20 protein-coding genes are annotated in these 23,382 nt (G+C 45.0%); 11 read left to right on the forward strand and 9 right to left on the reverse strand.

What is annotated here, in order from left to right; all coding sequences use genetic code 11:
* Nucleotides 1-16 precede the first annotated feature (16 nt).
* Nucleotides 17-1,351, forward strand: coding sequence for a HupE/UreJ family protein (locus tag KXD93_RS14105; protein ID WP_258137787.1), 1,335 nt, complete (start codon nucleotides 17-19; stop codon nucleotides 1,349-1,351).
* Nucleotides 1,352-1,460: 109 nt separating this feature from the next.
* On the opposite strand, the gene KXD93_RS14110 is transcribed toward KXD93_RS14105, so the two are convergent.
* The 3 genes from KXD93_RS14110 to KXD93_RS14120 form a co-directional block, all read right to left on the reverse strand.
* On the reverse strand, nucleotides 1,461-2,255 hold the full coding sequence (locus KXD93_RS14110; RefSeq protein WP_258137788.1) for an alpha/beta hydrolase: 795 nt from the start codon (nucleotides 2,253-2,255) through the stop codon (nucleotides 1,461-1,463).
* A 96-nt stretch (nucleotides 2,256-2,351) separates the two neighbouring features.
* A complete protein-coding gene (locus tag KXD93_RS14115; protein WP_258137790.1) occupies nucleotides 2,352-3,212 on the reverse strand; it encodes a helix-turn-helix domain-containing protein in 861 nt (286 codons plus the stop codon).
* 210 nt (nucleotides 3,213-3,422) lie between these two features.
* The gene (locus KXD93_RS14120) at nucleotides 3,423-4,136 is read right to left on the reverse strand and encodes an alpha/beta hydrolase (RefSeq protein WP_258137791.1); all 714 of its coding nucleotides are present in this window, start codon (nucleotides 4,134-4,136) and stop codon (nucleotides 3,423-3,425) included.
* Nucleotides 4,137-4,476: 340 nt separating this feature from the next.
* Here KXD93_RS14120 and KXD93_RS14125 point away from each other — a divergent pair, with 340 nt between their 5' ends.
* From KXD93_RS14125 to KXD93_RS14135, 3 genes are read left to right on the forward strand one after another with little or no spacing between them, the layout of a single operon-like run.
* Entirely contained in the window at nucleotides 4,477-5,463 is a 987-nt protein-coding gene (locus tag KXD93_RS14125) for an amidohydrolase family protein (protein ID WP_258137792.1), read from the forward strand.
* A 16-nt stretch (nucleotides 5,464-5,479) separates the two neighbouring features.
* Nucleotides 5,480-6,328, forward strand: coding sequence for a helix-turn-helix domain-containing protein (locus KXD93_RS14130; protein WP_258137793.1), 849 nt, complete (start codon nucleotides 5,480-5,482; stop codon nucleotides 6,326-6,328).
* 34 nt (nucleotides 6,329-6,362) lie between these two features.
* Nucleotides 6,363-6,815 carry a hypothetical protein gene (locus KXD93_RS14135; RefSeq protein WP_258137794.1) on the forward strand — a complete coding sequence of 151 codons (453 nt, stop codon included), beginning with the start codon at nucleotides 6,363-6,365 and terminating at the stop codon, nucleotides 6,813-6,815.
* A gap of 94 nt (nucleotides 6,816-6,909) precedes the next feature.
* Here the strand turns inward: KXD93_RS14135 and ppsA are convergent, their stop codons facing one another.
* Entirely contained in the window at nucleotides 6,910-9,558 is a 2,649-nt protein-coding gene (gene ppsA, locus KXD93_RS14140; protein WP_258137796.1) for a phosphoenolpyruvate synthase, read from the reverse strand.
* Nucleotides 9,559-9,948: 390 nt separating this feature from the next.
* Complete coding sequence (locus tag KXD93_RS14145) at nucleotides 9,949-11,598, reverse strand: alpha-L-rhamnosidase-related protein (RefSeq protein WP_258137797.1); 1,650 nt, start codon at nucleotides 11,596-11,598, stop codon at nucleotides 9,949-9,951.
* Between the two features lie 219 nt (nucleotides 11,599-11,817).
* Here KXD93_RS14145 and KXD93_RS14150 point away from each other — a divergent pair, with 219 nt between their 5' ends.
* The 3 genes from KXD93_RS14150 (at nucleotide 11,818) to KXD93_RS14160 (ending at nucleotide 14,309) form a co-directional block, all read left to right on the forward strand.
* Nucleotides 11,818-12,834, forward strand: a complete 1,017-nt coding sequence (locus KXD93_RS14150) for a 2-hydroxyacid dehydrogenase (protein WP_308726290.1) — start codon at nucleotides 11,818-11,820, stop codon at nucleotides 12,832-12,834.
* A gap of 559 nt (nucleotides 12,835-13,393) precedes the next feature.
* Nucleotides 13,394-13,861, forward strand: coding sequence for an IS200/IS605 family transposase (gene tnpA, locus KXD93_RS14155; RefSeq protein WP_258137798.1), 468 nt, complete (start codon nucleotides 13,394-13,396; stop codon nucleotides 13,859-13,861).
* A gap of 322 nt (nucleotides 13,862-14,183) precedes the next feature.
* Complete coding sequence (locus tag KXD93_RS14160; protein WP_258137800.1) at nucleotides 14,184-14,309, forward strand: hypothetical protein; 126 nt, start codon at nucleotides 14,184-14,186, stop codon at nucleotides 14,307-14,309.
* 291 nt (nucleotides 14,310-14,600) lie between these two features.
* On the opposite strand, the gene KXD93_RS14165 is transcribed toward KXD93_RS14160, so the two are convergent.
* Genes KXD93_RS14165 through KXD93_RS14175 form a run of 3 tightly spaced genes read right to left on the reverse strand, consistent with a single transcriptional unit; the run spans nucleotide 14,601 to nucleotide 17,400 of the window.
* On the reverse strand, nucleotides 14,601-15,143 hold the full coding sequence (locus KXD93_RS14165; RefSeq protein WP_258137801.1) for a hypothetical protein: 543 nt from the start codon (nucleotides 15,141-15,143) through the stop codon (nucleotides 14,601-14,603).
* The gene (locus KXD93_RS14170) at nucleotides 15,140-15,697 is read right to left on the reverse strand and encodes a DUF1543 domain-containing protein (RefSeq protein ID WP_258137802.1); all 558 of its coding nucleotides are present in this window, start codon (nucleotides 15,695-15,697) and stop codon (nucleotides 15,140-15,142) included. Before KXD93_RS14170 ends, KXD93_RS14165 begins: the two co-directional genes overlap by 4 nt.
* Nucleotides 15,694-17,400 (reverse strand): FAD/NAD(P)-binding protein, encoded by a 1,707-nt coding sequence (locus KXD93_RS14175; RefSeq protein WP_258137803.1) that lies wholly within the window; start codon nucleotides 17,398-17,400, stop codon nucleotides 15,694-15,696. Before KXD93_RS14175 ends, KXD93_RS14170 begins: the two co-directional genes overlap by 4 nt.
* Nucleotides 17,401-18,084: 684 nt before the next feature.
* Between KXD93_RS14175 and KXD93_RS14180 the strand changes: the two genes are divergently transcribed.
* The gene (locus tag KXD93_RS14180; RefSeq protein WP_258137804.1) at nucleotides 18,085-18,300 is read left to right on the forward strand and encodes a hypothetical protein; all 216 of its coding nucleotides are present in this window, start codon (nucleotides 18,085-18,087) and stop codon (nucleotides 18,298-18,300) included.
* Nucleotides 18,301-18,677: 377 nt separating this feature from the next.
* Here KXD93_RS14180 and KXD93_RS14185 read toward each other — a convergent pair whose 3' ends face one another.
* Entirely contained in the window at nucleotides 18,678-19,091 is a 414-nt protein-coding gene (locus KXD93_RS14185; RefSeq protein ID WP_258137805.1) for a hypothetical protein, read from the reverse strand.
* A gap of 581 nt (nucleotides 19,092-19,672) precedes the next feature.
* On the opposite strand from KXD93_RS14185, the gene KXD93_RS14190 reads away from it, so the two are divergent.
* From KXD93_RS14190 to KXD93_RS14200, 3 genes are all read left to right on the forward strand, one after another.
* Nucleotides 19,673-20,773 (forward strand): AAA family ATPase, encoded by a 1,101-nt coding sequence (locus KXD93_RS14190; RefSeq protein WP_258137806.1) that lies wholly within the window; start codon nucleotides 19,673-19,675, stop codon nucleotides 20,771-20,773.
* Between the two features lie 239 nt (nucleotides 20,774-21,012).
* Nucleotides 21,013-22,503, forward strand: a complete 1,491-nt coding sequence (locus KXD93_RS14195; protein WP_258137807.1) for a DUF6965 family protein — start codon at nucleotides 21,013-21,015, stop codon at nucleotides 22,501-22,503.
* Nucleotides 22,504-22,634: 131 nt separating this feature from the next.
* Complete coding sequence (locus KXD93_RS14200; protein ID WP_258137809.1) at nucleotides 22,635-23,375, forward strand: SDR family oxidoreductase; 741 nt, start codon at nucleotides 22,635-22,637, stop codon at nucleotides 23,373-23,375.
* Nucleotides 23,376-23,382: the final 7 nt, after the last annotated feature.

Consider the following 23,382-nt stretch of genomic DNA (forward strand, 5'->3'; position numbering starts at 1 on the left):
AAGATTTATAGAAACTATGGAAAACATGTTTTCAATAAACAGTCGCCAGAAAAACAGCTGGCGGCTGTTTGTTTTCGTAACCATTCTTGCTATCGCAGCATTAAGACCAACCACTTCCAGCGCCCATCAAACACCGAATACGCTTGTTTTTTTAGATGCAAGCCCTAACAGGGTTGCACTGGAACTTCAAATGCCGTTATCAGAACTGGAACTTGCTTTTGGCAACAACATATCTAAAAACCCGGAAACACTTATTGAAAGGTTCGGGCCGCAGTTAAAGGAATACCTAAAGGCGCATATCCACGCGTACTCGAAAAAAACTGCTCCATGGCAGGTTGAAGTTGAATCATTGAGAATGGACAAGGGAAAGTATATCGAGAATGGTATCGATTATTGGGAATTAGTTGCCTACGTTGTGATCATACCACAGCCGGGCGAAGGTACCCGGAAGTTTATGCTCGATTATGACGTGATCATGCACCAGGTTATTAACCATGCAGCCCTTCTTTCCATCCGCAGCGATTGGGAGACCGGCAATTTAAATACTTCATCGGCTGAGGCAATGGTAATCAGCTGGAATACCAGGGACAATGTAATCTATCCTTTGGAAATAAATTTGCAGCAGGGAAGCTGGTTTAAAGGGTTCAAAAGTATGTTTGCCTTAGGCATGCAGCATATCAAAGAAGGTACCGATCATTTACTATTTTTGATCGTGCTGCTGTTACCCGCGACGCTTTTGACAAATGGCAGGCAATGGGGCAAATTTGGCGGCACAAAATACAGTATCCTGAGGCTATTGAAAATTGTCACCTCGTTTACAATTGGCCACTCCATTACCCTATTGATCGGTGCCCTCGGCTGGTTAAGGTTGCCAGCACAACCGGTAGAAATATTGATTGCATTTTCCATTTTAGTTTCTGCAATTCATGCCATAAAGCCAATTTTTCCGGGGAAGGAAATGTATGTAGCGGCTGGCTTTGGCTTAATACACGGCTTGGCATTTGCATCCATATTAGCTAACCTTAAACTGGGTGCAGGCATGCTGGTGTTAAGTATTTTTGGCTTTAATTTGGGGATCGAGGTGATGCAGCTTTTTGTTGTATTAATTACTATTCCGTGGTTAATTTTACTAAGCCAAACACCTGTCTATAAATATGTCAGGGTTGGGGGCGCTGTTATCTCTGGCATGGTTGCCATTGCATGGATCCTGGAGCGAGCTACGCAAACACCAAATTTTGTTTCAGCTTTTGTAAACAAGGCAGCAGAACAAGCCGCGTGGGCTATCCTGGTATTGGCAGTTTTGGCATTGGTAAGTATTTCGTTAAAAAGGGTAGTCGCACGTTCAACATAAAATCATAAGGCTGCCCGAATTCGAACAGCCTTATGATAATTCCATGGAATCTTGCGAAGCGGAGATCGGGGGACTTTTAGCCGGGCGTTACTTTTGCCTGCCTATTACATTAGTGATTTACCGAAACGTCATTTGCAGCCTGGATGATCACCTTGGCCACTGCTTCAGGCTGAGACATGAAGATTACATGGCTGCCCTTCACTTCTGTTACTTTAGTATTTGAGCGTTCGTACATCTTATGCTGGATAACAGGGTTGATGCTTTTGTCTTCGGTTGCAAGGCAGGCATAGGTTGGTTTATGTCTCCATGCAGGATCAGTAATCGGTGTTATAAAACCCTTCGCATAAAATGCACCCTGTGATGCGTACATAAAGTCGGCTTCCTCTTCGCTTATATCAGCGCAAAAACCTGCATGATATTTAGCTTTGTCGTAGTAAACAATGCCCTTATCGTCCGGAGGCAGTACACCGTTTTCAGGGGTGGGCGGCGCAGTTTGCAACCATTGCAATGCTGATTCGCCTTTGTCGGGCTGAAATGCGGCTACATAAACTAGTGCTGCCACTTTGGGGTGATTGCCAGCCTCAGTGATAACGGCTCCTCCCCATGAGTGTCCAACAAGGATACAAGGGCCGTCCTGTTTGTCAAGCGCTGTCCTGGTTGCAGTTACGTCATCTTCGAGTGATGTTAATGGATTTTGCACCACGGTTACATGGTATCCTTTTTTTGTCAGCACGGTATAAAGAGCCTTCCAGCCGGAGCCATCGGCGAATGCTCCGTGTACCAACACCACATTCTTAATTGTTTGTGCTTTTGCTTCAGTTACTGTGCTGATTACAGCAAAAAGAGCTACTGTTAAAGCTAAGATACCGGCCTTCAAAGTGTTTTTTAATGTTTGCTTTTTCATCTTTTTTGTTGTTGAAGTTTTTGTTTGAATCAACAATACAAAGGTGCGCTGAAAAGCAGGGGGGGGCTTATGCGCACATTACCCGATTAGTTGTGATTATTTCCCTTCTTTGGAAACTTTCGGCGAATTTTTGTAATCAGATGGCGAGATCCCGGTATTTTTTTTGAAGAAAGCGGAGAAGTAGGATACGTCTTCAAACCCAAGCTCAAATGTTATATGCTTTATCGATCTGTCGGTATAGTACAAGAGCCGTTTGGCTTCCACTATGATCCTGTCCTGGATGATTTGCGAAGGAGTCTTTTGGTTGAAAATTGCAAAAAGATTGGATAAGGTTTTGGGTGCCTTACAAAGTTGCTCAGCATAAAAGCTAACAGAGTGCTCCGATTTAAAATTTGCTTCTACCAGCAGATTGAACTTTCGAATGATATGAAACCTTTCGTCCTGAAGCTTTTTGGCAGGCACATACCCAAACCTGGCCAGCCGGGTTACATACATGATCAGGCGCTTTAGCAGCACCAGCAACATTTCACTCTGGATATTGTCCGAGGTCTTGAATTCCTCAATAAAAACGTCGGAGAGTAATTGTAACTTTTGTCGCGCCATGTCATCCAGCTTAACGAACAGGTGATCTGTACTGCTAAACAGGAACCCAACGCAGCTCACCTCACTATCGTGATCGATAATGCAGTAAAATTCCCTGTTAAATTGCCAGGCAATGATATTAGTAGAATTTTTAAAGCTGAAGGATTGGTTAAACAAAAGTGTCAGCAGAGAATTGGCCGGGAAATCATACTCAGATCCGTCAATGATAACCGTTTGGCTTTCCCCAATATTCCACGCGATAGTAAAGTACTTGTTGAACCGATCCCTGGCGAAAAATAACCGGTCAAACCCCGCTTCTTCCTTAAAAAGCAGTAATTCTCCACCCGTGTTTTCCTCCGTTAGTTTAAGCCTCATTGTCGATTAAATAATTTAATTACAGCCAAACACAGCGTAACTACCGGTTGCAGCCTAATCGACGTTCAAAGTACGAAAGTGCAATCGAAACCAAAACTTTAATTTAAAATTGCCTGCGTTTTTAAAATATTCCTTCCAGGCCTTTGTAAAATTCAAAGCCCCATTTACCATAATCGGTAAATGGGGCTTAAATTGTAATCGAACGTTCGGTTAATTGATAGACACAGCTTGTGCTGCTTCTGCAATTACAGCAGCCACCTTTTGTGGCTGTGAGATATAAACAGCGTGACTGCCTTTTATCTCGGTAACTTTTGTATTGGAACGCTTGTACATAGTACGCTGTATTTCGGGATTGATGCTTTTATCATCGGTGGCTACAATACCGAATGTTGGCTTATTTCTCCATGCGGCATCAGAGATAAGGCTTATAAAGCATTGGGCATAGAACTCACCATGTGATGCATACATAAATTCCGCATCTTCCTTGCTCAGGTCACCGCAGAACCCGGCGTGGAATTTTGCTTTATCATAGTAAACAATGCCTTTGTCATCAGGAGCCAGCACGCCGTTCTCTGGCGCGGGTGGAGCAGTCTGGAACCATTGAAGTGCCGACTCGTTGTTATCCGGCTGGAAGGCGGCAATGTAAACCAGTCCTGCAACATTCGGGTGGTTACCTGCCTCGGTTATAACCGCACCTCCCCATGAATGGCCTGCAAGTATAGCCGGGCCATCCTGGCCATCCAGCGCCAATTTTGTTGCTATTACATCATCTTCAAGGGAAGTCAGTGGGTTTTGTACGACAGTTACATGATAACCCTGTTTGGTAAGGTTTTCATAAACACCTCTGTAACCAGAACCATCGGCGAATGCGCCATGTACCAATACTACGTTTTTTACTGCCTGGGATTTTGCTTGATTTTCCATTTTTTTTAGATTTTAAAGTTTTTGTTTCGTTTTAACAATACAAAGGTGCAGCGAAAAGACAGGCTGGATTATGAGCGCATTTCCCGATTAGTTGTGATTATTTCCTTTTTTTAAGTGTTGTGGGGTATCTCTGAGTTGGTAGTTAACCCATAACACACTTTTACCATGTTGATTAATTATTCATTTCGATTGTACAATCGAACTATCGTTAATCCACGAATTGTCCTATATCTGCCATTGATGGTGCATTGCAGTTTAAAAGTTGAGTGAGTTTCTTTGTCTTTATATATTTCATGAACGGTCAGGAGTATACAACAGACATTTTACCTATCAATTTAACATGCGGATAATAACACTTGAAGAACATATTTCCTTCCCGGAAATGACAAATAAGATCCCCAAAGAGGCTTTGGGAGGTTTTGGTCAATCAGCAGCAATGCAGCGGATAGCTCCAAAGCTGGCCGATATTACCGCGGAGCGTTTAAAATCAATGGATGATAATGGCGTTTCGATGCAGGTGCTTTCGGTGGATAGTTCAGGCGCTAACTTGCTGGACCCAAAGGATGGCCCCGCTTTTGCTATGCAATATAACGACCTGATCGCCGAAAGGATCATAGGGTTCGAACATCGGTTTACGGCTTTTGCTCACCTGCCGATGACAGCTCCCTTGGCAGCGGCCGATGAATTGGAACGCGCAGTAACGGAATACAATTTTCGCGGCGCAATGATCAGGGGACTGACAGAAGACAAATTTTTAGATCAACCTGAATTTGCACCGATATTTGAACGGGCGGAAAAGCTGGACGTTCCAATTTATCTCCACCCGGGCCTGCCGCCAAAAGGTGTAGCAGATATTTACTATAATGGATTGCCCAATCATTCGGGTATGGCTGAAGCGTTGGCCTGTTATGGCTGGGGATGGCACTCAGAAACAGCGCTGCATGTTTTGCGCCTGCTCTATGCAGGAATTTTCGATAAGTATCCCAAATTAAATCTAATAATTGGGCATATGGGCGAAATGCTGCCCATGATGATGGTAAGATCGGAAAGAGCATTCAAGCCAGGGAATGGAGGTGCAAACCAGCGTACGTTAACTGATACCTTCCATCAACACGTACATATCACCACCAGCGGTTTCTTTACACAGCCGCCGCTGAAAATTGCCTTAGATACCTTCGGCATCGATAATATTATGTTTTCTGTTGATTATCCATTTAGTACGAACGAAATGGGTATTGAATTTTTGAATGCGATTGAGCTCCCCGATGAACAATTAGCAAAGATTGCTCATGGCAATGCAGACAAACTACTGAATTTAAAGATATAAGGGTATTTTTGCATTGATGAAAAGCATCCCGGTAGACCAGTTACAAAATAAAACAAGCGCGGGCCTGCAGATCAAAGTTTTCCGGCCCGGCGATACGCACCGAAGTGAAACAGAAACAGCTCACCGTGACGATCATTATATCTTTTTCCTGCTTACAAATGGGACAGGAACTTCAAAGGTCGATTTGCAGGACATCGTCCTTACTGCCGGTCAACTCTACTATATCTTACCATCACAGGTTCACTACCGGATAAAAACTGATCGTGCTGAGGGTTGGTTCCTGGCGGTGGATACTGCATTAATTCCAGCCGAGCTTAGGGACGTTTTTGAGGGCAGGCTAAATTTGCAGGCTCCATGCAGGCTTACAGACTACGAATTAAAGCAGTATTCAAACCTGCTCGAGCTCTTGCATAACGAATTTATTGAACGGCAAGACGATAAATTTTACCTGCCAATTATCCATACTCTTGTGCAATCATTTTTGGCGATGGCAGCCAGTACATATAATCATTTAGAATCCGCAGAAAATAAACATACCCGATCTGCCGAGCTTGTCCGTCAATTTAAAAACCTGCTCGTAGCAAATGTCCGAACGATCAAAAGCCCTGCGGCCTATGCCTCGAAGCTTAATGTTTCACCAGGCTATTTAAATGAGGCGATAAAGAATGTTACAGGTTCTACAGTGAGCTATTGGATCCAACAGGAAATATTTAGCGAAGCCAGGCGTTTGCTGTATCACAGCGATGCCGATGTAAAGCAGATTGCCTACGAATTAGGCTATTCAGATTACGCTTACTTCATTCGCTTTTTTCGGAAAGCATCCGGGTTGTCGCCTTTGAAATTCAGGTTGCTTAACCGCAAGTGATTTTTTTGATGCAAACATTTAATAATTGCTAATTATGTTATTCAAAAAATATATCTCAACATTCATTCTGACCGTGGGGCTGTTATTTACGATCAAAAATTCATTCGGCCAACACCAACAGTTCATACCGGATTCCGCCCACAATAATCCAACAAAAATTACATGGACCGAATTTCATCGACGTGTCGATAGGGCTACCAAGCTTCTTCAAACGAAGCAACTTTCGGCGATTTCAGACAGCGACCACGTGAATATTATGATGTGTTTAAATTCAATTTTTTTAAGTAGTCATTTTGACAAAAGATTTAACGATAGCCTGTGTAAAACGCTGCTGTCCATTGCTCATAAAAAGGACTATAGATATAATATTGGTAAGGTTTATCCTGAATGGCTATTCAATCGAGGGATGGGGAGGTATTACACAAAAATCAAAATGGAACTTTATGGGACACCAAACCTTTATGCGACGTTTGTTGTCACGAACTAGGCGGGCCTCTCTCAATCTTAACCCTACCTAGTGCCAAATATGAGTATGTAAGATAGGTTAAAAACTCAAAGGTATATTTAATAAACACCTCCATTTATAATATCTCTACATACCCGTCCGTCCCATTCACCCTGATTCGCTGCCCGTCTTTGATCAGCCTTGTAGCATTCTCCACCCCGACAACTGCTGGTAAGCCGTATTCCCGCGCGATAACTGCGCCATGGGTCATCAGTCCGCCGACTTCGGTTACCAGGCCTTTTATGGATACAAACAGTGGTGTCCAGCTGGGGTCGGTAAATGAGGTGACTAAGATATCGCCGTCTTCCAGGTCAGCATCTTCCATGTTTAGGATCACACGCACCCGCCCCTCTATCACCCCGGAAGAAACAGCCAGGCCCGCAATTGCTCCGGCCGGGAGATTTTCGTGCTTGTACCTGCCCGAAATAATTTCACCATCAGACGTGATCACACGTGGCGGAGTAAGTTTTTCAAATATTTTATGCTCGTCCTTTCGTTTGCTGATGAGCTGGTTGTTTGACTTATGGGTGCGCACCATTTCGCGCAGTTCTTCAAAGGTAAGATACCAGGCATTTTCCTTATCGGGAATAACGTTGGCTTGTACAAGTTGTTCAACCTCCTTCAGCAAAGCCTGCTTATAAACGAAAAAGCGGCTAACGATACCATATTTTGGATATTCACGATAACCAACGAAATTTTTGATCAGGTCGATCATTGCCTTTGTCTCTTTTGCTTTTTGTTCTCCACCCTGCAATTGCTTCAATCTATCCAACAACGATTGTTCCATCTTCAGCGCTTCCTGTCGCCCTTTTTCAAATTTTCGCTCGCCGGCCCTTGGTTCAAAGTTCTTGATATTACCAAGGATTATCGGGATAAGGATAGCCGGATTTTCGCTCCAGCGGGTTTTGGTAATATCTATCTCACCGGCACAGCGCATACCATATTTGTCGAGATATGCAATGATTGCATCCCGGGTTTCCTGCCCCCCATCAAGCTTAACCAGTTCATCCAAAAAATTATCATCCTTTACCTGCTGCAAATAATTAATTACCTCCGCATAAGGACGGATCACATCTGCTACATCCAATAACTCCAAACCCATCTCCGAAGTGATGTTGTTGGGTACGGATTGAGAAAGTATGTCAGCCACGTTTTTTTCACCCAACCATCCACTCATCTTGTCATTGAGCCACGCTGAGGCATTCATTGCAGCCATGATCACACCCATGTGTTTGGTATGAAATATCATCTTCTTTGATTGCTCAATGTCTTCCCGGATAAAATCAAATAGCGCTGGCCCCGATTTGGTTTGGATGTTTTGTTTTAGCGCTTCAACTGATGTTTCACTATCTTTAATCAGATCAGCAACGATTTCCGGGTCGCTACCCACCTGCGCCAAAATATCCGCAGACGACATACCCTTAGTGCTTTTAACAATCACCGGTGCCTGTTCATCGTTCGGTAACGATTTTATAAAATCCCCGCGTTCTATGATGGTCAGCAGTGCGTCTTTTATAAGCGGATCATGTTGCACCATGGCCTCCAATAAATTTGCGCTGCCGACAGGCGTGGCCAGCAGATCCATAACATCAACAAACAACCTTCCGCCGGCTTTAAACATGGGCCTGCCGGCTCTTAACTGCCATATGGACAATCCCAATGGCTTCATCGGGTCGGTCATCATTTGCTGGTGGCCAACAGATATATAGACGTGATTCTCCCAGTCATCCGCTTCGGGTACCGGGTATAAAGTAGTGATAGGGCGGCTTTGTACAATATAAAAAGTATCATCCGCCAAACACCATTCAATATCTTGCGGGCTGCCAAAGTGTTCTTCAATTTTTCTGCCGATGTACTCAAGTTGTAAAACCTGTTCATCCGTCAATGCTTGCCTGGTTTGATGCTGGGGTTCAATCTCCCGCTCTTGTGTACCGCCGCCGTTTAAAGCGTATATGGCTAATTTCTTAACGGAAATCATTTTATCGATAACCTTGCCGTTGCTTACTTTATAAAGATCAGCATTCACCAGGCCGGAGACCATGGCTTCGCCCAGTCCGAAACTGGCATCGATAGACACCACCTTCCTGTTCCCAGATACAGGATCGGCAGTAAACATAATTCCTGCGGACTGGGGAAACACCATTTGCTGAACAACTACAGACAGTTGAACTTTGCGGTGGTCAAAGCAGTTTTGTATTCGATAAATCACCGCACGATCTGTAAACAGGGAAGCCCAGCATTTGCTGATATGCTCCAGGATGGCTTCCTTTCCGATAACATTCAAATAGGTATCCTGCTGGCCTGCAAAGGAGGCTGTCGGCAGGTCTTCCGCCGTAGCGCTTGACCGCACCGCAAAGGCATCATTTTCATCAAACTTTGTTAGGTGGCCTGCTATCTCATCCACTATATTGTTAGTAATTGGCACGCCTTCTATGACCGCCCGAATCTTTCCGCTGATTTCGCTGATATTTCCTCTGTCTTCTGCTTTAAGATATGCTAACTGATCCAGCAATCTGTTAAGCTCCCCGTTAGTTTCGATGAGTTTTTTATACGCTTCGGTGGTAACGCAAAATCCTCCAGGGACATTGATTCCGTTGATCTTTGACAGTTCGCCCAGGTTAGCGCCCTTGCCTCCGGTGAGCATCAACATTGACCTGTCGATCTCATGAAAATCAAGTACATAACTGTTTATATTATTCGCTGTTTTTGTGCTTCCTGGCGTCATACTTTTGGTTTTTTTGAGATGTGCAAAGCCAAAAATATAAGGTAGAACTTATCAAAATGCCGTTTTTCAACTATATTTTTTTTCGCGCAATATGACGCAAACCGCGGCGTTATCCTTACAACAAAAGTGATGGAGCAGATGTGTTTTGTGCCTGCTTTGGAGGCAGGTTCAGGGAAATCCCTTTTAAACTAAAATGGCAAATTTCTCAAAACAAAATAATATTTGGTCTCTGCGTACTCCGTGAATTTCTCCGTATCTCCGTGGTTAGTTTTTACCACAGAGGGCGCAAAGAATGCACAGAGTAACAGAGAATTTGATTTGCACAAAATATAATTTCGCTATTCATTTGAGAATTTGACTTTTGATATAGCGCCTGCCCTAATAAGCCGATCACTGCTGAAAAATCTCGGGGTATTTCCTGATAAAGTATACCGGCGTACAACTCCAGGCATGGCAATAGCTATTCACCGGGAAAAAGTTGTAAGGCGATTTAAACTCATCAGCTGGGTCATATACTTCCCAAAACGTGTCGGCGCCCTTTTTTACCATGCCGCCCCAGTAATCTACCAGTGCCGCTTTGGCTTCGGTTTTTAATCCGCTTTCAATTAAAGCGGCGATGTAATAGTGATACATATAGGGTGCACCGGGATGCACGGCATCGGCAACGGTTGGCAATGCTTTTAAAGCCTTTTGCGCTTCGGCTTTTGATGCAACGCCACTTAAGATCATCCAGGCCTGTCCGCCGTATGATACCTGTTTATTTGGCCCACTTACAAATAGCCCGGTTGTTTTATCGTACAGATTTTTATGGGCAGCTTCCTTCAATTTTTTTGCCATGGCGGGAATTTCCGTCACCTCGTTTTCCTTACCCAATAGCTTGGCCAAAGCATAAGTTTGGTTAAGGGTATAAATGGTGATGCCTTGCAGCGGGGCTTGTTTGTCCAGCCCGTCCTTCCAATCGAAAAATACCCACCACTCTTTTCCGGCTTTTACATAGTCCATCATGCCATCTTCGCCGGTATACATTTTGGCGATGTCGAGCTGCTTTTTGGCGACTGGCCACAGGTCGAGCCCGGTTTGTTTATCGCCGGTTGCGGCAACATATTCTTTGAGGGCCACATTGTACAGGAAGCAATAATCCAATAAGTGAGTTTTTTGCGCGTGAGGCTCGGGGTCCTCAAATACATCGGCGTTAAGGATGCCGTCTTCGTTGGACAGGCCGGCCAATAAATATAGACAGCGCTTAGTCAGTCCATCGTTTTTAAAGGAATACAGGTTAGCCAGCGACTCCAAATACGTGTCGCCGATCCATAAGCGGCGGTCGCGCTTCGGTCCGTCCTCGTATACGGTTTGCATGCATTCCTTAAGTGTGGCGAGGCCAACACGGTCGATATCCTTTATGATGGGCGATGTGGTTGCCGCCAGTTCCGGCGGTGTGACAGTAACCGAGGTGGAGGCCTTAAAGTGCAGATCTGTAAACCCGAACTCAAAACCGGAGGACGAGCCCAGCCATTCTATCTTTACATACCTGAACGCTACCCTGCGGGGGATGGTAACAGTGGAAGGCAAAACCGAAACGGTTACGGTTTCATCCTGCAGCCAGGCGCGGCTTAAGCCACCCGGATATGGATCAAACGGGGTGGCCAACTCAGCAGGCACCTCACCGAAGGTAAGCTTCAATCGCAATGGCGAATCCATATCGCCCCGCAAGGTTTTCAGGGTAAAGGTGCAGTAGCCGGTCATATGTTCGCCAAAATCAACTATCATTCCGGTGTTTTTTTGATTGATAGGCGTGTTGTAAAATTGTTCAACACGTCCCGCAGGTACCATTTTCCAGCCCTGGAATGCTGCGGCATCCTTTTCCAGCTTAACAATACCGGTAGGATGTTTGATGGTTTCCGTTAGTACGGGTTTATATTCCTCCGCTTTTTTGAGCCAGGATTGGCGCTGGGCGGCGTAAAGGTCCTGGGCGTTTGTTCTCGCGGCAGTAAGGGCAATAATGCCGGTTAGTATGATGAAGCGAAATTTGGTTGACGTCATGAGGCGGATGCTTATCGGTTAGGCAAGATACAAAGATTTTGATTTGAGGGGATGGATGGGAATGGTATTTAATCTAAGTGGGTTGCTTAAATTACTTGTGCCGAGGCAAGACGCCAGGACAGGCCCTCAACGATATATTAAAGGCGGGGCAGTTAGCCGGTGCTGTAAAATAGCGTTCCGATAAAGGGTATTGCCGCATAATCCCTTACCTTTACCTGCATGTCAGCATCACCTATGAAAGTCCTTTTCTTTTCGGCAAAGCCTTATGATATCGCCTCGTTTAACCAGCATAATGCCAATTATGGCTTTGATATGGAGTACCTGGAAACACATCTCGGTCCGCACATTGTTAATGCGGTTGACCAGGGTACATTTGCAGTCTGCGTATTTGTAAACGATAAGCTGACAACCGAAGTAATAGCAATATTGGCTGCCAAAGGTGTAAAGGTTATTGCATTGCGCTGCGCCGGGTTTAATAATGTACAGTTGGAAGCGGTAAAAAAGTACGGGATCACGGTGTGCCGCGTGCCGGCGTATTCGCCCGAAGCGGTGGCAGAACATGCGGTAGCTATGCTGTTAACGCTGGTCCGCAAAACCCACAAGGCCTATAACCGGGTAAGGGAACAAAACTTTTCGCTGAACGGACTTTTAGGTTTTAACCTGCACGGAAAAACAGTGGGGGTAATAGGTACCGGGCGAATCGGCAAGGCCTTCTGTAAAATCATGCTGGGCTTTGGGTGCAGGGTACTCGCTTTCGACCTGTTTAAAGATGAGGAAATGGTTGCCGCCGGTGTACAATACACCACCTTTGACGATGTGCTGCAGCAGGCAGATATCCTATCGCTGCATTGCCCGCTTACGCCCGATAACCGTTATTTGATTTGCCAGGACAGCCTTGCCAAAATGAAACAAGGAGCCACTTTGATTAACACCAGCCGGGGCGCACTGATTGATACGCACGCTGTTATAGGGGCTTTAAAAACGGGCCGACTGGCTAACCTTGGCATTGATGTATACGAGCAGGAGGAACGCTTGTTTTTTAAAGACCTATCCGGAAGTATTATTGAAGATGATACCATACAGCGGCTGCTGAGTTTCCCAAATGTGCTGGTTACCGGCCACCAGGCTTTTTTTACCGAAGATGCGCTGTCGCAGATTGCCGAAACAACACTGGCCAGTATTCATAAATTAAGCAAAGGACAAGCACCTGATGACGCGCTGATTGTACAAATATAATGGGCGGAGCCGCATGGCAAAAGTAGGAAGTTATAAACTTCGATCAGTGACGGGAAAATATTTTCCACGACCTATCGTACGAATACGGTAGCCTCTCCGAGGCAAAAAACAATTCCTTCATTTATTGCTACAAAGCGATAGACCCTACGGGTCATTGACTAATACTGATAAAATGTTTACACACCGTAGCTTTTCCGGAAGGCTCCTTAGAAGGAGAGGTTGGGGAGATAACCCAATGCACGCCTTGTTTCTACATCAATTTGAAGTGCTGCAGGTTTTTGATTAATGCCAAAACAGCAATGACCAACGATTGACCCATAAGGGTATACCCTTGTTCGCGTTTATTATTAGTATTAGAACCCTCACCTTTTGAGCTGGGGCATGTAAATATCTTAATGATCTATCCAGCCATTTTTAGTTTTTTGATCTATCCTCAACAGAAATAACCTATGATTGACCCGTAGGGTCTACCGCTTTGTAGAAAAAAGGCTAACATTTTCTTTGACCCGTAGGGTCTACCCTTGTTCGCGTTTATTATTTTTGTGTAAAAGCGGAAGCCATGCCAAACACCTATACACAATTATATATACATTTTGTATTTGCGGTAAAATATCGAAGGGCCATTATCGAAGAAGAATGGGAAGATCGTCTCCAAAAATATATTACCGGGATAGTTCAAAACAATGGGCATAAATTGCTTGCCATAAATACAATGCCGGATCATCTTCACCTTTTTATCGGCCTTAATCCAAAACAATCTATTTCTGAATTTATGAGATTGGTGAAAGGCGATAGTTCAGAATTTATAAATAGCAAAGGGCTAACATCAAGAAAATTTCAATGGCAGGAAGGGTACGGAGCTTTTAGCAATAGCCACTCTCAAATTGATAGCGTAATTAAATATATTTTAAATCAAAAAGAACATCATTCAAAAAGCACATTCAGGGAGGAATATTTGCAGATCCTGAAAAGCAATGATATAGAATTCGATGAGAAATACATTTTCCACGACCTGTTAGACGGATAAAGGGTAGCATCTACGATGCAAAGAAAAATACCTTATTTATTGCTACAAAGCGGTAGACCCTACGGGTCATTGAATTTTATTGGATTAAAAATGTACCTAGCTAGCCTTTGTCCGAAGAATTCTTTTGGAGGAGAGGCCGGGGAGACAACCCAATGCAGGCAATGTTTTTAGTCAATCCAAGTTCGTTAGTTTTTATATTGATCCACTCCACAACAGATATTATCTACTATTGACCCGTAGGGTCTACCGCTTTGTAGAAAAAAGGCAAACCGTCTCTTTGACCCATAGGGTCTACCCTTGTTCGCGTTTGTTATTTATATATGTGATATTAAATCAAAAGGAACATCATTCAAAAAGCACATTCAGGGAGGAATATTTGCAGATCCTGAAAAGTAATGATGTAGAATTCGATGAGAAATACATTTTCCACGACCTGTTAGATGAATAAAGGGTAGCATCTACGATGCAAAGGAAAACCCCTTTTTTGTTGCTACAAAGCGGTAGACCCTACGGGTCATTGAATCTTTACCAAATAAGGATATGTATATTCCGTAGACTATGATAGGGTTTGAGCACCTCACGCTTCCATGTCTTTACGTCACCTAATGTGCCTCCAGTTTTTATTTGAGCATAAGATAAAACACCCGTGCACCGATCCGGCTCTCTGCACCGTGGCTGCATTGCAGCATCTGCGCGAGCAGGCAAAGCATTTCAACCTAACACCAAAACCATCCCCCCATTATAATTCCCCCAATGAATTCCAAATCAGCTGTAGTGCCTTCTGACGTAAAATCTTATCGCCCCTTAGCATGTTGGTTACCAGGAGCTGTTTCTTTTTGAGGTATTTTTTTGCATGCTCACGGTCGTAGTGCATCACCCAGCCAATGTTGTAGATGAGGTCGCAATATTTAACGGTTTGGGCGGCAGGGCTAATGGTCGCCAGGCGGGCGGCTTCCTGTTCCTTGCGTTCCTTCTTGCCCAGATCAGGGTAGGCAGCAGCGGTAAATACATCGGTAAGTTCTGTTACAGCATTGGTAATGTAGGCGGCTTCGGTATCGGTATAACCAAAGCTGATCAACGTTTCGGCTAATTCAACGGGCTTAATAGCAAAATCTTCAAAAATATCATGACAAAGGCCGATCTCGTAGCCGAAATTAGTTGCCTTTCCGGCTTGTTCAGCCACGAACTGTAAATGGATGAAATATGGCTTGTATGTGCTTTTTATCAACCGGCCCTCATATTTCTGCTTCACCCAGTGGGTTAATTGTTCAGCAGGCGTCATTTCAGTTTATCCAGCTTAAAATAACCTAAATGGATCTCGTCTTCCGGAGTCTCCGTTCCATCACCAATAACAATCCGGTATTTTTCCTTGTAGGCCGGCGACAACAGGTCATCTATTTGGTAAACATTATCTACATCCACTCCATACTTTTCGTCGATGTGAGAAGTGGCAATGCCTTTTAATGAATTGGTTTTAAAGAACAAACTCTTCTTTGCTTCCTGTACTGCCAGTGCACGGGTTCCCTGAACGGTTAATACAATGTAGTGCTGCTCCTCCAGCTTGCCTGTGGTGTATCCGCCAAGGTTTAGAAAGAAGAGCTTATTTGCCGATTCCGGCGTTTCGTCATCTTGCGGCACAACGCGGATCGACCAATTCTCAACCCTAGTTACTTCGCGGTAGCCGTCAACGTGCAGGGTATTACCTGCCTCGGGCCAAAAGGCTTTCAGATCGGGTACCAGGTCCTTCAGCTCGTTTGCAATTCCGAAGAAATAATCATGCTGCTCGATATTTCGCCCCGGCGCTCCGGCGCCCAATAATAACAAATACAATTTCATGCCGACAGTCGCTTAATAATGGTGGATGAAGCTTCCTCGCTAAAATCCAAACCCGAGTAATCCGGGTTATAGCCGCCAATATACGGAACCGCCATGATATAGATCCTGTCGTTAAACGCGCCGTATGCATCCACCACCTGGAAATAGTCGTTAATGGTGATGCCCGACACCTTTAAATAATAATCGCCGTGTTGATCCCGGATCACATCCTTACCCTCATCCATCGCCTTTTGGCCCGCTGCTGGCGAGCGGAATTTAAGCCGGGCGGGCGTGATCGTCCTGCTTGTTAATAAGCTTTTAAACGGAAATTCCTCGAACGCCAAATGCGGCTGACCAACACAATCTATAAAAGTATTATAATGCACTGCCTGCTCATTCCCGGCTTCATCGGTATAATGATAAATGGCCCCGCCATCGGTTGCTGCCTCCACCCTGCTATCGTCGCCAACGGGGATGAGGTCTAAAACCCCGGCTTGGTGCAATGCCAGAAGTTCCTCGCTTGAACTTTGCGGGATATAGGCGATCACGATAGAGATAAGCGGTGACAACGATTTTTGCAGCCTTTGCATATCCTCGGCAGACAGGTGCTTGGCAGGATAGTTAAGCGCAAAGCTCAATACGCCCAGCATTTCCTTCCAGTAAACCGATTCCCGGCGTTTGATGGATTTCTCCGCTTCGGCATATTCGGCTTTGAGTAATTGGAACGGATCGAGGCGTTCGCGCAGGTCCATCATGGCGGCTACAAACTCCTCCAGTTTCATGTCCTTAATGCGCTCGTAAAATTCGGGTTCCCGCTCGCGGATGGGTGCCTTAAAATCTTTTTCAAAAATATAATCCAGCGATAAAAAGCCGTCATTAGTGGCGATATGCTTCGCGATCTCCTGCTTGCTCAACAGCGAATTGTTCGACAAATGGGAATCCTCCAAATGAAACCGCACAGCCGGCAACATGCCATTGCGGGTATGCAATACCATCTTAAAGTTCGGGCTATTATCTGATAGCTGATACGACAACACCCCATCCTCGCTTTTTTCAAAAGTACCGTTATAGCGGGACAGCGTACGGATGGCATCCACGGCGGTAAGCGACGAACCCTTGATGGCCACCGGGTGATCCAGCTGCAGCGCCAGCTTCATGGGCGGGTAGGGCGAATCAAAATAGTTGGGCACCTTGCCCTCGTGTTTGTGCGGCCAGTTGTGCCCGGTGCAAATGATCACCTGGTCGAACTCAAAGCGTTCGGTATCGTCTATTTCTACGGTAATCATTTCCCTTTCGGGATGATCGATGACGTCGGTTACGTTACTGTTGTAATGGATCTCGTATTCCACGCCGGTTTCCCGGGCCTGCTTTTGCAGCAGGTCGAACTGGGCGGTAAGGTACTGGCCGAACAGCAGGCGTGGCAACACTTTGTATTCGTTAAAACGTTTTGGGTCGATGTGGAACTTGTCGAGCGTATCCTTCGGTACTTTCTTTATCCAGTCGGCAAGGGGCGTAACCAGCAGGGGGATTTCGTTGCCGGATACGTTGGTGATGTGCTCGTCATTCGCACCTTCGGCGCTATAGGGCATACCTGCCCCCAGCTTTTTTTTACGTTCAAATATGGTGATGCTGATGTCCAATCTCCCGGAATCCACCAGGCGTTTAAACATGAACAATCCGCTCGGCCCGCCGCCCAGGATTGCGATACGTTTTTTATTTTCCACGTTATTTTAAGGCCTTTTTTTATGAGGATTGTATTGCAACAAACATTGCGGGGAAGTGTTTTGAGGGAGGAATGAATTTAGGATTAGCGTTGGCAGGATGGATTTATTTAGCTTCCTTTCACCATCACGACATTGCGGGTTAAAAAGGGGTGTCATGCTGAGGCACTCGAAGCATGTGGGCAAAGGCCTCTGCACCTGCTGAGCACGCGGATAGGCCACTGCGCACGTAAGGGGTGTCATGCTGAGGCACTCGAAGCATGTGGGCAAAGGCCTCTGCACCTGCTGAGCACGCGGATAGGCCACTGCGCACGTCGCCCTTCCCTTCGATAAACTCAGGACAGGCTTGTGCCTCAGGGTGACACCCACCCCAGCTTGAATACAACTTGTGATAGATAGAAACGAAGCAGCCCTATCCAGGACAATCAGGAACATGTATGCCTTTAGTAAGGCATCAACTTCGACCAGTGAGGTATAATTATTGGCAAAACTTAACAATAGTTATACTATTCCTGATTATAAATAAGATTTATAAAGAAAATATCCTTAAATATCCTCATTTTGACTCATTTTTTATTAAAATAAGTTTCAGATTTACTATCAATTGGATATTTAATAAAAAATAATTATCTTAACAGCACTAAAACACTTAAAACTTATTATTAATAATCTTAAATTATCACAACTATGAAAAAATTATCAAAAATTGAGATGAAACAGGTAAAAGGCGGCCATGCCGGTTACATTTTTAATTGTTACATTGGTACTACGCCAACTTCCATTTGTGCTGATACACCAAAGGATATTTATGCAACTTGTTACGATCCAGACAATCCTCCTCAAATCACTAATTGCACCCAAACGGCGGCTACATGCAATTACACTGCCATTTACTGCCCATGATCTGAGAGATCGCAATAAAAAGCCTTGACATCGTTCAGGGCTTTTTTTATTGCATATTGCAGCCAATGCAAGCTTTGTTACCTGCCAACTTCCCATTTTGAGCGGGCAGATCTACGAGTGAACCCTTGTTCAACAACCCTTCACACCCTCCTTTGTCGCTGGTGTGCCGCACCGACCCAAAGAGGTGGGGCAATCTTTGATACCGCAGATAAGTATTAAACTATTATTACATGCACTACATCATTTTACATCACTTACATGCATGGTGATGTAATGCATGTAAAGTGATGTAAATAAATGCGGTTTACCTGTCAGCGGTGTCACGAGAACTCCACCTCTTTGGGCTCTGGCTGCATTCGCGCCAGGGAGGGAAGGTTTTACATCTGACCAGTTAAATAGCCATATAAGAATATAGTAAATAAAAAATATGCCAACATAGCCATTGTAACAATCACGCTGAGGTTAAACCTTCCCAACGGATACTTTTCAATGATCAACAGATATCTATCCCGCCAAAATATCAAAACATAGTTTATGATATAAATTAATAAGAATACCACGCCCATTTCTAAAATGAAAGGTGTTTTTTTTCCTAACGTGGTAAAAATTCCAAATAAGCCAAATTTATTTTGATAAACATGGAAATATTTCAGCCAAAGCATCGTGCTAAGCACAGTTAATGTAAATACCCAAGAAGTTAGGGTTAAGGGTGTCTTTACCCTTTCTTTAGGATTATGCTTAATAAAACGTTGTACAGCATCGCTCCAAAATAAATAATAATAGTTCCTCATAAATTTATAGTTAATGCGGCAGTGTGCAAATCGAAAAGCCTTTCTCCCGTTCAGGTGCGAGTGTGTCGCGTTGGCCAAAAGAGATTGAGCACTAGTGAAACCGCAGATAGGTATTGAACTATCCATACAATACTACAACATTTACAACACTTACAACAGCCCCCCTGGCGCGAGTGTGTAGCGCTGGCCAAAAGAGGTAGGGCACTCGTGACACCGCTGCTAAGTATTGAACTACCCTTACACGCACTACATCATTTTACATCACATACATGCATGGTGATGTAAACGATGTAAAGTGATGTAAAACATCGCAAAATATTTCATATCCCGCCTTATTAACAAACCGCTTGTAGGCACACATCCAATAAACAACCGTTCTTATATTTTATTTCTTTATTTTCTTTATTTTCTTTATTATTACAGATTTAATCTGTATAATTGTAAACCTTTTTAACCCGCCCGGCATTCGCTTTGGCTAGTTAAATATTATTGAGTTAAAGCCAACGTGTTTCTTCTGACTCAAGACTAAAGGCTTCCGACTCAAGACTAAAGAAAAAAATCTACACATTATAATCCTTAAAATGCTAAAACCGCAATTCAACCTCCAGCAAAGGGGCATCGGCTCCATTACGCCCGCCAGGGCCCTTGAACATGTTGATGACATCATCAACCAAACAAATCCTGAACCTGCCGGCAACCGCCTGTTCGAGATCAAAACCGCCAACAAATGGATAGAGGCCGCAAAGCACCGCCCTGTCCCTAAAATGTTATTTGATGAGTTTTGGTTCGAGGGTGAGCTGTGTATCCTGTTTGCCGAGAATGGCGTAGGCAAATCATTACTGGCCGTACAGGTGGCCAACAGCATCAGCCTGGGCTGCGCCATTACCGGCTTCAGGCTGGAAGCAGAACGGCAGCCTGTATTATACTTTGATTTTGAGCTTACCGAGAAGCAGTTTGAGGGGCGTTACTCTATCAATTATAATGATCATTATATCTTTAATGATAACCTGCTTCGTGCCGAGATCAACCCCGATAGCGTTGATTATGAGAAAGTAGGCTTCGACAGCTTTGAAGATTTTTTGAGCCATCAATTGGAAGAAGATATTATTGCAACAGGCTCCAAGATCATCATTATTGATAATATCACCTACCTTAAAACCGAAACCGAAAAGGCCAAGGATGCCCTGCCGCTGATGAAGATGCTGATCCAGCTGAAGCGTAAGTACAACCTGAGCCTGATGGTGCTGGCACATACCCCCAAGCGCGATCTTTCGCAACCCATTACCCGCAACCATTTGCAGGGCAGCAAGCACCTCTCTAACTTAACAGACAGTATTTTTACTATAGGCGAGAGTCAGCAGGACAGCAAGACGCGCTACCTGAAACAAATAAAGGCCCGCAGCGCCGAAGTAAAGTATCACGGCGAAAACGTGGTGGTGTGCCGGGTAAGCCAGCCCTATAATTTCGTGCTGTTTCAGTTTGAGGGTTACGGCACCGAAAAGGCACATTTAAAGGTACCGTCGGAAACGGATAAGTCTGAATTTGAAACCAGTGTAATTGACTTAATGACCGCGGAACCCGGGATCTCTGCTTATGCTATCGCCAAAAAGCTTTGTACCGATGACAGCAAGTTCAACTCCGTACAATCAAAAGTAAACCGCATACTTAAACGCCTTAAATAATACATCACTTTACATCGGTTACATCACTATGCATGTAAGTGATGTAAAATGATGTAAAAGGGTGTCATGCTGAGGCACAAGCCTGTCCTGAGTTTATCGAAGGGAAGCATGTGGGCAAAGGCCTATTCACCATGCTTAGCACGCGGACAGGCCACTACGCACGTCGCCCTTCGAGTGCCTCAGGGTGACATCCCCCCTTTCTCTAATCCACTAACACTGCCACTCACTCCACACCTAAAATGTACCGCTACACCCTTGAACCCTATAAAGGCCCTGCCAGCCGTTATACCTGCCCCGAATGTAACCGTAAACGAACGTTCAGCCGCTACATAGATACCCAAACGGGCAACCACCTTGCCGACCATGTAGGCCGCTGCAGTCGTGAAGACAGGTGCGGGTATCATTGTAAGCCGAAGCGGTTGGGGAAGTCAATAGTCGATAGTCCATGGACCATGGCAGGAAAGGGAAAGTCCATAGTCGATAGTCCATGGACCATGGCAGGAAAGGGAAAGTCCATAGTCGATAGACCATGGACGATAGTAAAAAAGAAAGGCCGACAACACCCGCAGCTCATTCCCAACCATGGACTATCGACCATGGACCATGGACCAAAAACACCATCGACCATGGACCATGGACCAAAAACACCATCAACCATGGACCATGGACTCCTCGAAAAATCCCTCACAGGATACGCAACTAACATATTCACAAACTGGCTGGTTAAGTTATTTGGCGGGGAGATTACAGAAGAATTGATCGGCAGGTATTTGATCGGCTCGTCGGATCATTGGACGGGCGCAACTGTGTTTTGGCAAATTGCCATTGATGGCGGTATCCGCACCGGCAAGGTAATGTTGTATGGCGATGACGGCAGGCGGGTGAAGAAACCGTTTAACCATATTACGTGGGTACATGCTTTAATCAGTCTTAAGTCCGGAGTCGTTAGTCAAAAGTCAAATAACCGATCTTCGACTCAAGACTCAGAGCTTAAGACTCAAGACTTTCGGCTAAAGCAATGCTTCTTCGGCGAACACCTGCTTAAAGAAGAACCTTTAAAGCCGGTGGCGATAGTGGAGAGCGAAAAGTCGGCAATAATTGCGGGCGTTTACTTGCCCAGGTTTATATGGCTGGCGGCGGGTGCCTTAAGTAATTTGAATGCCGAAAAATGCCATGTGCTTAAAGGCCGCAATGTTACCCTGTTTCCCGACCTGAACTGCTTTGATAAATGGCAGCAAAAGGCAACACCAATTGGCATGGGTTTCAAGGTATCGCCCCTGCTTGAATTAAGCGCTAACCACGAAGAACGTACCGCTGGACTGGACATAGCAGACTACCTTTTAAAATATGATCACAGGGAGTTTATTACGCCAAACGCAAAGCCGGAGCAGGCATCGCCCGAAAATTATAGCATCAGCGATCATCAACCCATATTAAACCTGTTTGCACAAACATTTGGCTGTGATACCGACCAGGTGCAATACCGCAAGGAGCAAATTTATAACCACCCTGTTTGGGACGACGAGATCGGCGAGCTGGAAACGTATTTTGCTACCCATCAATTGCCTGCATCCCCAGTGCGATTAAATAATTGTACCGTTATAGATGATCCACAGAAGTTTGTAAACAACCACCTCGAAATGGTGAAACAAAATAACGGCAAGCCATGGTTCAAGATCTATTTAGAACGATTGTGGTGGTTAAAGAATTTTATGGAAAGTGCTAAGTAATATCTCCTCCCATTCCCCGCCTGCCTTCACCTCCATCATCGGCAATCAGCTCAAATTCTTCCATACATTTAGGCTACACCATTTACGGTTTAGGCTAACTTATGCCCAATATGTTTGTCCACCTTTGTATCATGAAAAACAACATAAAAGGAAAAGTGGTGGCAATTACCGGCGCCAGCAGTGGAATTGGCGAGGCTACAGCGCTCATGCTGGCGGCACAGGGAGCAAAAGTGGTTTTGGGCGCCCGCCGGAAAGACCGGTTGGAGGACTTGGTCAGCCGGATCAAAACAGCCGGCGGTGAAGCTGTGTGCCTGGTAACTGATGTCACGCTGCGCGGGGATCTGACTAATCTGGTTGCCTTAGCTTGTACAACATACGGCCGTTTAGACGTAATGGTGAATAACGCCGGCATCAGTCATCTCGGTCGGATAGACGATGTACAGGTAGCCGAATGGGAAGAAATGATTGATGTGAACCTCAAGGGTACGCTATACGGCATAGCCGCAGCTTTGCCTGTGTTTAAAAAGCAGGGCTCGGGCCATATCATCAATATTATTTCAACTTCGGGGATCAGGATCGTACCCCTCCAGGGCGTATATGCGGGAACCAAGAACGCAGTGCGTACCATTGCCGAGGCGTTGCGCCAGGAATCGGGCGGACAATACAGGGTAACCGGCATCTCGCCCGGTTTTGTGAATACCGAACTGACGGATCATATTAAGGATGATGCAACCAGGGGTGCCATTAAGGAAAGAGCTGCACAGATAGCGATCTCGCCTGATGCCATAGCAGGTGGTGTCGTCTACGCGATCAGCCAGCCGGACAATGTGGATGTGGGAGACATCGTTATCAGGCCAAGTATACAGGATTAATGTTAAC

It is taken from the genome of Mucilaginibacter phenanthrenivorans, from assembly GCF_024721155.1.
Classification (GTDB): Bacteria; Bacteroidota; Bacteroidia; order Sphingobacteriales; family Sphingobacteriaceae; genus Mucilaginibacter; species Mucilaginibacter phenanthrenivorans.